Here is an 11,771-nt window from a genome sequence, read left to right as displayed (position 1 = left end):
GCCGCATCAAGGAAGAACATGTCCGGTATTCTCAATCTCGATTCGTCCCAGCGCACAACGCTTCAGAACTACAGCAACTCAGGCCAGCATGCCGAGGCCTATCGCTATCTCAGAGATCTGGCCGCAGCCCAGGCCCGCACCTCGGACGCTGCCACGGCTACCGAGCTCAACAAGATGTCCAACTGGTTCGATGCCGCTGGCAAGATCAATGCGAATGACGGCAGCCTGGTAAGCGACCTGGTCCGTGGTGCCACGATGTGGCAGGGCACGATCAATGGACTCAACGCCAATGAGGCATGGTTCCAGCAGGGCTCCGATCACCTTGCCAACACAGTGGTGAACGACGTACTGGGCGGCAATGTGCAATCGCTGGGTGACATCATTGGCAAGGATGTGATGACCGCCGTGCAGGATATGCAGCTCGGTGAGGCTGACCGATGGGCGGGCACGCTGGGTGACCAGTTCGATCCGCCGCTGGGGCTGGGGGAGGACTTCGTCCAGGTGCAGAGCGAGGACGGTACGGTGACCGGCTACGTGCAGGATCTTGCCGCCGCCATCCTGTCGAACATCAACGGCGTGCTGCGCGCGGCCGGCCTGGAAGCGCCGCTGAGCGAGGCGATGGGCTGGGCCATGGACCATGGGTTCGGTCGGTTCCTTGACCTGCTCGGCGAGGGAATGGGCTGGGCCATGGACAATGGCCTGGGCCGCTTCATTGATCGGTTCGAGGACCTCGCGCGGCGCATCCGCGGCGACAACACCTACCGCATCGAGCGTTACGATCCACTGGCACTGGATCTGGATGGAGACGGCCAAGTGCGCACGGTGGCCGAACGAGGCTGGGCCGGCACCCTCTTCGACCACGATGGCGATGGTATCCGCACCGCCAGCGGCTGGGTGGATGCTCGCGATGGTCTGCTGGTTCGTGACCTGGATGGCAACGGTCGAATCGATTCGGGTCGCGAACTGTTCGGCGACCAGACACGTCTGGCCAACGGGCAGCGAGCCGCTGATGGCTTCCAGGCACTGGCGGCATTGGATGACAACGCCGACGGCCGGATCGATGTGAACGATGCGTCCTTCGCGTCGCTGTCGGTGTGGCGCGACGCCAATGGCAACGGCATCACCGATGCAGGGGAGCTGCTGACCCTGCAGGAGCTGGGCATCACCTTCCTCGGTACCACCATGGGCGGCGCCAGCGGCGACGTGGAGGGGGGGGCACTCCTGGGCTCTTCAACATTTGGCCGGCGCGATGCGAATGGTGCGGAACAGACGCATCTGCTTCAGGATTTCAACTTCGACAACGACAGCCTGCGCTCGGACTATGCCGAGGATGTTGCGGTACCGGAGGCCATCCGCGGGCTGGTCAACAGCCGCGGCATCGGCAACCTGCGCTCTCTGCACCAGGCCGCCGCACTGTCTCCCGCATTGCAGGCCCTGCTGGTCAGCTTCTCTGCGGGAGAGACCCGCCAGGTACAGCGTGACCTGCTTGATGATCTGATCCTGGAATGGGCGCGTACCAGTCCCTACTTCTCTTCGCAGGCCATCCGCGTCAACAGCGGCGGTGGCGTGGAGGACCCCAACTCCACCAACGTGGTGCGGCTGCGCCCCAATGAAGTGCTGGTATGGCCTGAACCAACCTGGCTGGATGAGGTGCAGACCATGAAGATGCGCGTGGTCGAAGCGATCATGGGCTACGCGCCGATTACCGATGTCTGGTGGGGAACGCAGACCGTGCAGCAGTATGTACAGGTCTACGATGCGATCTTTGAAGCCTTCTACGCAACGCTCAGCAGCAAGTCGCGCCTGAAGGGCTACACCGACCTGATCCAGCCCACCTGGGATGTGCAGGCGGGCCAGGTCAGCTTTGCCTTTGCGCCACTTGAAGCGAAGCTCAACACGCGCTTCGCCAACAGCCAGGCCGATGCCATCATCGACCTGGCCGAGCTGCTGCGGGCGCAGGGGCGCTTCCTGTTGGGCAACGGATGGTCCGCAGGCGAGACCATGCTGCGCACCTGGCTTCTGCAGGCGGAGGCCCAGCCTGACCTTGGTGCGGCACTGGCCGCCGCAGGCCTGCTGCTGAGCAGCGTAGCGACGGACGGCTCGGTGGCAGGCAACCTGGGCAGCAATGATGGAATCCTTGTTGGACGCGACCAGGCCTCCGATGTGCGCGAGCAGCTGCGCGGCGGCGCAGGTGATGACCTCATCCTCGGCGGTGCCGGCGACGATCTGTTGGACGGCGGCCAGGGCAGCGACACCCTGTACGGCGACGCAGGCAACGACACCCTGTCCGGCAGCGCCGGTGCCGACCTGTTGTCCGGAGGCGAAGGTGAAGACAATCTGGATGGCGGGGAGGGCGATGATCTGCTGTACGGCGACGCAGGCAACGACAGCCTGAGCGGCAGTGCCGGTGCGGATCGCCTGGAAGGCGGGCTGGGCACGGATGCACTCTACGGCGGTGCTGGCAACGATGTTCTGGACGGCGGCGCGGGGGATGACTATCTGCAGGGCGGCGAAGGCAGTGACCGCTATCTGTTCGGGCGTGGCAGCGGTCATGACCGCATCAACAACTACGATTCCTCCGGCGGCCGCATCGACACGCTCGAGATCGGCGCGGGCATCCTGCCTTCAGACCTGAAGGTATGGCGCAGTGGCGACTATCTGTGCATCCAGATCATCAGTACCGGCGACCGCGTCGATATCCAGGACTACTTCCGCGCGGATGGCCAGAGTGACTATCGCCTGGATCGCATCCGTTTCTCCAACGGGGTGCAGTGGAGCATTGCCGACGTCAAGGCGCTGGTCCTGATCCCGGTGCCGGGCGTGGATGATCTCTATGGCTACGACAGCGACGACATCATCCATGGCGGGGACGGCAACGAGTGGCTCAGTGGCCGCGGCGGCAACGACACCCTGACCGGTGGTGGTGGCGCGGACACGTTGAACGGCGACGATGGCAATGACCAGCTTGACGGTGGAGAGGGCGACGACCGCCTCAATGGTGGTGACGGCCAGGACCTGCTGGTGGGCGGCAGCGGCAACGACACACTGGATGGAGGGGCCGGCGATGACCAGCTGTGGGGCGGCGTCGGCAACGATCAGCTGCGTGGTGGCCACGGCAATGACGTGTACGCGTTCGCCGCTGGATTCGGCCAGGATGTGATCGACAATCATGATGACAGTGCTGGACGCCTTGACGCGATTTCGTTCGCAGCGGACATAGCGCCGGCGAACATCATTGCCAGCCGCGTCGGCGACGACCTGCTGCTGGTGCGTGCAGGCAGCACCGATCGCCTGACGGTATCGCGTTACTTCCAGAACGACGGCAATGGACCCTCGCGTGTGGATGAGATCCGCTTTGCCGATGGCACCGTATGGACCGTTGCAGCCGTGCGCCAGCGGGTGCAGGTGGCCACTGCCGGCGATGACCACCTGCAGGGTTATGAAGGCGACGACGTGCTTTCCGGTGAGGGTGGCCATGACACCCTGTCCGGCGGGCAAGGCAATGACCAGCTGTTCGGCGGCGAAGGCGACGACACACTGCAGGGCGGCGATGGCAGCGACCTGCTGGATGGCGGCCAGGGCAGCGACACGCTGGATGGCGGCGAAGGCGATGACCAGTTGTCCGGTGGCGCGGATATGGACGCGCTCTACGGCGGTGGCGGCAACGACGTGCTGGATGGCGGCGAGGGGCGCGACTGGCTGGCCGGCGAGCAGGGCAACGACGAGCTGCGCGGCGGTGCCGACGACGATGAGCTGATGGGCGGGGAGGGCAATGACCTCCTGCAGGGCGATGCGGGCAATGACCGTCTGGCCGGTGGCAGTGGTGATGACCAGTACCGGTTCGCCATCGGTGACGGCCAGGACATGATCCTGGATACAGAGGGCACAACCACCGTGCAGCTTGTCGATCGGGCGCTGGCCTCGGCCGTACTGCGACGTGACAATGCCGATCTGGTCCTGACATTCCTCGACGGCAGTGCCGACCAGATCCGCCTTGAGCGCTATTTCGATCCGATCACCGGCCTGGCGGTCCTGGGTCTGTCGCTGGTGGCCGGCGGCCACACCCGCCTGCTGGATCCTGCAGCTCTGGATCTGGCGGTGCTCGAATCGACCCCGTTGGCCGACGTCATCCATGGCAACGCCGGCCAAAACACCGTGCACGCCGGAGATGGCGACGACATGGTCCATGGCCATGACGGCGATGACTCACTGTACGGCGAAGCCGGTGATGATCGTCTGTTCGGCGGACAGGGTGCCGACCTGCTGGAGGGCGGAGCTGGCAACGACTGGCTCGACGGTGGCGAGGGTGTGGATGAGGCGCGCGGCGGTGCGGGTGACGACACCTATGTCGTGGACAGCAGCAATGACCGCATCGTCGAGATCGCCGGCGGCGGACACGACCATGTATTGAGCAGTGCGACCTACGCGCTATCCGCGCAGCTGGAGACCCTGACCCTGACAGGTGCAGCCGACATCGACGGCACCGGCAACGAACTGGCCAACGTGCTCACGGGTAACGAGGGTGCCAACCGGCTGGATGGCGGCGCCGGCGATGACCAGTTGTTTGGCGGCCAAGGAAACGACCGCCTGCTGGGTGACAGCGGCAACGACGTGCTTGATGGCCAGTCCGGGGACGATCACCTGGAGGGCGGTGCCGGTGATGACATCTACTACGTGGACAGTCAGCTGGACAGCATCGTCGAACTCGCAGGCGAGGGGCTCGATGTCGTGCATGCCACCAGTGACTACGCTCTGTCGAGCAACATCGAGCGGTTGGTGCTGGTGGAAGGGAGCAACGCCATCACCGCCATTGGCAGCGTTGATGACAACGAACTGATGGGCAACAGCAACAGCAATCGCCTGGACGGCGGGGCGGGCGCTGATCGCATGCTGGGTGGCCTGGGGGACGACACCTACGTCGTCGACCAGGCGGGCGATGTCGTAGTCGAACTCGCCGACGAAGGCCATGACACGGTGGAATCCAGCATCGATTATGTGCTCGGCGATACCCTGGAAGATCTGGTGCTGACCGGCACCGGCAACATCAATGGCACCGGCAACGGCAGCAACAACCAGCTGACCGGCAATGCAGGCAACAACCGCCTCGACGGTGGCGCCGGTGGCGACCGGATGCAGGGTGGCGAAGGAGACGACTACTACATCAACGACAGCAGCGGCGACTGGATCGTCGAGCATGTCGGGGAGGGTGTCGATACCATAGAGCGGCGCTATGAAACGAACCTGGTGCTTGCCGATGAGGTCGAGAATCTGATTCTGGCCGTCGGCATCCAGACCGGCAATGGTAACGGGCTGGACAACGTGATCACCGGCAATGCCGGTGCCAACACCCTGGGCGGCTGGGATGGCGACGATCTGCTGTACGGCCTGGATGGCAATGATTCGCTGTTTGGTGGCAGCGGCAGCGACACTCTGTACGGAGGCAACGGCAACGACTACCACGATGGCGGCGAAGGTATCGACCGCATGGAAGGCGGCGCCGGCGATGATGTCTATATTGTCGATGACAGTGCCGACGTGGTGATCGAGGCCGTCGGTGCCGGCAAGGACCAGGTCCAGTCGAGCGCCTCGTACGCGCTGTCGGACAACATCGAAAATCTGTTCCTTAACGGTGCTGGTGCCATCAATGGCAGTGGCAATGCGCTCGACAACTACCTTGCCGGCAATGCGGAATCCAACATCATCCACGGGCTGGGGGGGAACGATACGATCGTCGGCGGGGGCGGCAACGACACGCTGGTCGGCGGTAGCGGCGATGACAAGTACGTCTTCGACACCGGCAGCGGCACCGATAAGGTGGACAACACCGGGGGAGGCTTTGACGGTGTGTTCTTCACCGGCGGCATCAGCCGCGAGCGGATTTCGTTCAGCCGCGACGGCAACGACCTGCTGATCACGCTGGACAACGCGGCCACGCCGTCCGTCCGCGTCACAAACCACTTCATCGGCGGCGACGCCGCGATCGACTATGTGCAACCGGATGGCGGTTCGTACCTGACCACCGCGCAGATCAACCAGATTGTCGCCGGTGGCGGCACCGGCGGGCAGTTCGACCAAGTCATCCAGGGAACGGCCGCCGGCGAACAGCTGGCGGGCAGCTCGGGCAAGGATCTCATCGAGGGCCTGGCCGGCGCCGACACACTGTTCGGCATGGGCGGCAATGACACCCTGCGCGGCGGCGACGGAAACGACTACCTGTCCGGCGGCAATGGCAGCGGCAGCGGCTCAGGCGACGATCGCCTCGAAGGCGGGCTGGGCAATGACACATTGCGCGGCGAGGACGGAAGCAACGCACTCATCGGCGGCGCAGGTGATGATCAGTACGTCTATGGCGGCGGCATCGATGTCATAGACAACACGGGCGGCGGTACGGACTGGCTGATCTTCCAGAACGACATCTCGCTCTCCAAGCTGGCCTTCGCCCGTGACGGCGACAACCTGGTGATCACCGTCAACGGCAATGCCAACCAGAAGGTAACCGTCACCAATCACTTCCTCGGTGGCGACATGGCACTGGACTACCTGCAACCTGTCGGCGGCAATGCGTTGAATACGGCCGCCATCAACGCCCTGGTGCCAGGTGCCGGCGGCAACCCGGGGGGCGGCAACGATGGCGACTACCCGTCCCAGATTGCTGGCACTGCCGCGGGCGAGCAGCTGGTGGGCACCAATGGCCGCGACCGTATCCAGGGGCTGGGCGGCGACGACACCCTGTTCGGCATGGGTGGGGATGACAAGCTCGAGGGAGGCGATGGCAACGACTACCTGTCAGGCGGCAATGGCAGCTTCAGTGGTTCAGGCAACGACATCCTGATCGGTGGTGCGGGCGACGACCAGCTGGTGGGCGAAGACGGCAACGACCTGTTGTTCGGTGGTACAGGCAACGACACCTACTTCTACCGTGCAGGTGGCGGTGTGGATACCGTGGATAACACCGGCGGCGGCACCGACTGGCTGTACTTCGACGGCATCGCACGCAGCCGCTTGAGCTACTACCGTGATGGCGATGATCTGCTCGTGCGGGTTGACGGCGATTCTGCTCAGCAGATGCGGGTGCTGAAGCATTTCCAGGGCGGGCAGTACGCCATCGCGTTCGTGCAGCCTGGGGATGGAGGCAACGCCATCTCGGCATCGGCGATCGCCGGCCAGCTAAAGCCGCTGTCAGCAGCAACCTCACTTGCTTCGGCCCGTGCGGTGGATGCGTCGACCAGTGCCGAAGTGCGGCAGCTGATTGAGGCCATCGGCGGATTTGCCGGAGATGCCAGCACCGGCTGGAGTGAGGCGCAGGGCAAGGTGGCGGAGCCATTGCTGGGTCATGCGGCTTACGATCAAGGGCATGCCATGAGCGCCGCGGCGCGCATCAGCGCGTAAGGGAGCGGCCGCCGAGGCGCCCGCGAAGGCGCCTCGGCACATGGTCATCGACGATTAGACCCAAGTCCTTCGGCACCGGCTCGACTGCTCTTACCTGCCACAGCGCTCATCCTCTGGCACATCGCCAGCAACCATCAGCAGCAATCGATCCTGCAACGTTGGCTCCTGCACACCCTCGAGGACCTGATCCAGATAGCTCAATGGCTGCAGTGGCCACGCCAGCGTGGCCTGCAGGAAGAAGATGGCAGGCGCCCGTCGCCCGGCCCCAAGTGGCAGGCTGATCAATAGAAGGGACTGCTCCCTCTCCACGTACAGGACGGGTACACCCCTGCACTGGATCTGGAAGGAAGACGCTGCGTTCGACCCATCTGTGAACTCGAAGCCTTCCCGCGCCCGCGCCTCTGCGAAGCGGACTGCGTGGCGGCGCAGCGTCCAGAACGTCTCATCGGATACGCCCCGGTACGCGAGGATCTCTGGCTCTTCAGGCTCTGGCCAATGAATCCGTGCTGCAACGACCAGCGCCAGGAAAAGCACCCACATCACTGCGTGGTGCACCTTCATCAGCGGAGTGCGCGCAACCACCGTGCACTTCACCAGGGCAATCCTTCAGTCTGCCGGCTGCAGCCGCTCGCTTGCGTGGGCTACGAGCCCCATGCCGGCCATGATCAGCCCTTCCATCACCCGGTCGCCAACGTACTGTTCCGGCTCGCCGTTCTGGCGGGTGCGTTCTGCGGCCAGCAGCACTTCCAGCACCACGCGCAGGCCTGTCAGTGAGCAATCGGTATCCGCCAGGGCCATCTGCCGGCCACGTAGCTGATGGCGCTCTGGCCAGGGCTGGCCGTTGGCGGCAACGCCCGAGCCGATGCTGTGCAGCAGCGCGATGAGGGTGTTGGGGTCCACGGCGGGCCCGGGGGAGGGCGCCTCATGGATGGGCTGTGGGGCAGGGGAGTAGGGCGTGGTCATGGCTGGGCTCCTTGCGTGCAGGCAGAAGCCGCCACCGATAAAGGTGGCGGACGGTGCGTGGTTCGAAACCCGGTCTACGCTGGAACCGGCAGGCACAAGGCCTCCACGCACCGCCCGCCATAGCCGGCCGACGGATTGCCAGCCGGCACCACCTGATGGGTGATGCCGGCTGGCAAGCGTTTACTTCAGCGTAGAACCGGGGTTTCGAAGCCCGGCCACCTGTTCAAGGTGGCACAGCAAGGAATACGCCCGGTTGTGCGCGATGCCAATGCAGTAGGGCTGAAGCCGACACCACTTTCAACATTTTCAGAATCGTTGCATACGACGCAGCGACGCTGGAGCCTTGCGCTGCAATGCTATCGGCGATGTCGGCTGTGCCTGCCTGCGGACTGTCGGCATCCGCCCGGCGGGATTGCGAGCGGGGCGGATGCGACAAAGGGATGGGCGGGTCGAACCCTCAACGCACCCTTCAGGTCCGCCCTGGTCCGCTGCAATCCGATTGCACTGCGTGGCTGACGCCGCGCTCCACGCCATGGCACTATCCGGGATGCGTCAGGGGCGCTTGAAAGGGGTAGTACATGGAAAGTACGCAAAAAAAACTAACGATGGCCGATGTGGCTGGCTGGGGTTCGGCCGTCGTCACGTTTGGCTTGATTCAAGGCGCGCTCTATCTGAAGGCGTACTGGGGCCACTTTGGCCTTGATCCCTTTCAGTTTGTCGCCGTGAGCGAGCTGGCCCTAGCCGGCCTGGCAGGCATCGGCATGGTGTTGTTTCTCATGCTGGTGGCCTCGCTGTTTGGCGGCTGGGTGGAGATAAAGGTGACGAGCGGCAGCTCCAAGAGCAAGCTGTTCGCATGGCTGTTTCCGATGCTTTTCTTCACTGGCCTAGGGCTGCTGCTTTGGTGGTCGAACACGTGGCCTCTTCTGATAGGGCTTCTTCTGACGATCATCTGTGCGCTGATCGTGCAACTTTCGCCGGTGGTGCCCGCTGCGGTGAAAGATTCCCCTTGGCTGATCTACGCCTTGGTGATGCTGGTCTACGTCTCGATAGTGTCAAGCATGCTTGGTTCCGGGCGTGCCGCGACGGTTTCCTCTGGGGGCGGCAAGCACGTGACGGCTGTGACTGTTGACGGAAAGGTGCAGGACGGCCTGAGCCTGATTGGTCGACTTGGTGATTCCTATGCGATGTGGGACCCGGCGCGGAAGGCTGCTGTGCTTGTGCCTGTTGGCGATGTTGGGAGGTTGGAGATTGTGCGAAAGGGTGTGATGCCAACTTCGGCTGGCCAGTAGGGCTGGGTTTCGGCAAGCATCAGAGCGCGGGCTGAGGCGCTCTTTCTTCGGGGAGCGGCGATAAGGGATTTTTATCGGGGTAGGGAAAGCCAGCTGCCGGCCTTAGCTGCCCTTCATGTAGGGCAGCTAAGGCCAAACGCGGACAGGCTGAGCAGTTCTTCCTCGAAGCTTGAAAGCGCCTAGAGAAATAGGGGGCGACTCACCCCATATCATTTGCAGGTCTAAGCCAACTCTTCGACCAAGTGGACGTGATGAGGATATATCTTGAATTTCCTCTCAGGCCCACTCTGGTATCTGGCTGCACTCGATGCGAGAGAAGCTAAGTCAATTTCGACCTGGTTGACCAGCTCCTTCAAGGCTTGCTTAGGAATTTTGTTTTGCACAAGCAGGGGTAGCAAGCTTATGAATGAACATGGATTGCTGGAGACTAAGGCCAATGTTTCCCGTGATGTCGGGGTGGCGGCCTGATCTAGCCATTTGCTGTAATTTTCATTATTCGCGTTCTCTGCTTCGACTGTCCACCGCAGCCTGCGAATGACTAGGTGTTGCTGCATGATTGGCCAGAAGTCGTCACCATAGAAGTCAATGCTCAACATCTCAGTGGTAGCCTCCCACAGCGCTTGAAATAGCGCGGCGGATTGCTTAAGTACTTCGGTATTGAGAGTCTCCTGTGCGTTGGTAGTACAGTCCAGAATCCCCAGACCTATGTCAACCAACGTGCGCATCAGTCCTGAGGCATCCGAAGGTTGCCATTCTGTGGAAATCTTATAAATGGGACGGAATTCGAGAATTTCTCTCAGCGCAACGCTAGAGTTCCACATGCGCAGCCAGTGAGTGGTGAAGTCATCGCTCAACGCGACGGAATACCCAAGCACCCGGCAAGCATAGCTGTTGGGCTGAGTGGCATGATATTCACTAACATGGCTTCGAAGCGACTTGCCTTTGGAGGAGTTCCACTCAGTGGGTGTCAGGCTCCATTCTTTGATGAAGGCGCTGATGTCCGGTGTCGGAAACTTGTTGGGGGCGTTCGAATGTAGAAGTGCTAGCATGGATTGGTAAACCCATGGCTCCCAAGAAAAACTCAATTGGTCGCAAACGGTTGGGGTGCAAGGAAGTGGGAGCTTATCGGCTAATTCCCATAATATATCTTGGCTGCTCAGAGGTCGTATTTTATCCGAGTTGTTATCAGGGAAATTAAGGTGCTGGCGAGTGAGCCAAGTGCCCCAACGCTTGAACAGGCCCTCGAAATCGGATCTTTTAGCGACAGTAGCTACGAAACAGGCGAGCAGCGACCTGACGTGCGGCTCTAGCACGGACGGATGGTATTCTCGGCCATTGGCTATGTGGATGATTTTCGTACTCCCGTGCCTGAGCAAGCTTGGAAGCAATAGGGCGCCATTCCACGAGCCATCGCTTTGGAAGCTTGGTGGAGACCCGAGTGTGAAATGCTCCCACAGATCGTAGTTACGGTAAAACTCCGGACTGTCGAGTACTCGATTGATCAAAAGAAGGCTTTGTGTGGAATTCATCCATTTAAAGAGTTTGCCGGGATCAAGCTTTGCTAGCAATTCGATCCACGGCCAACTGGATTCATCGATCCGACCTTCCCTAGTGTGTCCGTACCAAATTTCATCGAGGGTGATTGGATGGGATGGGTCAACCCCATCTTCCTGAAGTAGTTTTTTTTCAGCATCAACGAAATGTTGTTCAGCTAAATTTAAGAGTGCGTCTTTGAATAGATCATTTTTCAGAGCTACAACCAGCGCCACCTCAGTCCACAAATGCTCAACCCACAATGAGTTTCGGACGAGAGCCCTGAAGGCGATGTACCGGCTTTCGGTTTCTGAAGAGGCCCAGGCCGTTACAATTCCGATCACCAAGGCCGCCTGAATTCTCGGATCGTCTGACGCATCGAAGTCCTCGCTGTAACCGCCAAGTTGGGTGGTAAACCTCTTAAGAGCATTCCTGGAATCGTCCTGGGCGCAGAAGTACTCTGTAACAGACGTGAACAATATGTCGGGAGGTGCGAATCGACCTTCTGCGAAGTCTCCAATCACCGACTCGGCGATTGTGTACGATTTGTGCAAGTCCGACTCGTAAGCGGGCGGCAACTGCCATTCTTTGTTCATG

General features: G+C 61.6%; 5 protein-coding genes. 2 read left to right on the top strand and 3 right to left on the bottom strand.

All coding sequences use genetic code 11. The annotated features are described in order from the left end of the window. The first annotated feature begins 18 nt into the window (after window positions 1-18). Window positions 19-7,389 (top strand): calcium-binding protein, encoded by a 7,371-nt coding sequence (locus CR156_RS23300; protein ID WP_207764195.1) that lies wholly within the window; start codon window positions 19-21, stop codon window positions 7,387-7,389. A gap of 90 nt (window positions 7,390-7,479) precedes the next feature. Here CR156_RS23300 and CR156_RS23150 read toward each other — a convergent pair whose 3' ends face one another. Beyond that, a complete protein-coding gene (locus CR156_RS23150; RefSeq protein ID WP_223880157.1) occupies window positions 7,480-7,983 on the bottom strand; it encodes a hypothetical protein in 504 nt (167 codons plus the stop codon). A gap of 12 nt (window positions 7,984-7,995) precedes the next feature. Then, complete coding sequence (locus CR156_RS08760; RefSeq protein ID WP_100552530.1) at window positions 7,996-8,352, bottom strand: hypothetical protein; 357 nt, start codon at window positions 8,350-8,352, stop codon at window positions 7,996-7,998. A 578-nt stretch (window positions 8,353-8,930) separates the two neighbouring features. Between CR156_RS08760 and CR156_RS08755 the strand changes: the two genes are divergently transcribed. Continuing rightward, window positions 8,931-9,641: a hypothetical protein gene (locus tag CR156_RS08755; RefSeq protein ID WP_100552529.1), complete on the top strand. Its 711-nt coding sequence runs from the start codon at window positions 8,931-8,933 to the stop codon at window positions 9,639-9,641. 221 nt (window positions 9,642-9,862) lie between these two features. Here CR156_RS08755 and CR156_RS08750 read toward each other — a convergent pair whose 3' ends face one another. Beyond that, window positions 9,863-11,770, bottom strand: coding sequence for a hypothetical protein (locus CR156_RS08750; protein ID WP_100552528.1), 1,908 nt, complete (start codon window positions 11,768-11,770; stop codon window positions 9,863-9,865). Window position 11,771: the final 1 nt, after the last annotated feature.

This window comes from Stenotrophomonas lactitubi (assembly GCF_002803515.1).
GTDB classification, from domain to species: domain Bacteria; phylum Pseudomonadota; class Gammaproteobacteria; order Xanthomonadales; family Xanthomonadaceae; genus Stenotrophomonas; species Stenotrophomonas lactitubi.
Note: the sequence above shows the minus strand (reverse complement) of the source record. Positions and strands in the feature narration are given on the sequence as shown.

Bases quoted from the DNA above. Each gene is read 5' to 3' on its own strand.
- CR156_RS23300 (WP_207764195.1), top strand. From the start codon at position 19: ATGTCCGGTATTCTCAATCTCGATTCGTCCCAGCGCACAACGCTTCAG.
- CR156_RS08760 (WP_100552530.1), bottom strand. From the start codon at position 8,352: ATGACCACGCCCTACTCCCCTGCCCCACAGCCCATCCATGAGGCGCCC.
- CR156_RS08755 (WP_100552529.1), top strand. From the start codon at position 8,931: ATGGAAAGTACGCAAAAAAAACTAACGATGGCCGATGTGGCTGGCTGG.
- CR156_RS08750 (WP_100552528.1), bottom strand. From the start codon at position 11,770: ATGAACAAAGAATGGCAGTTGCCGCCCGCTTACGAGTCGGACTTGCAC.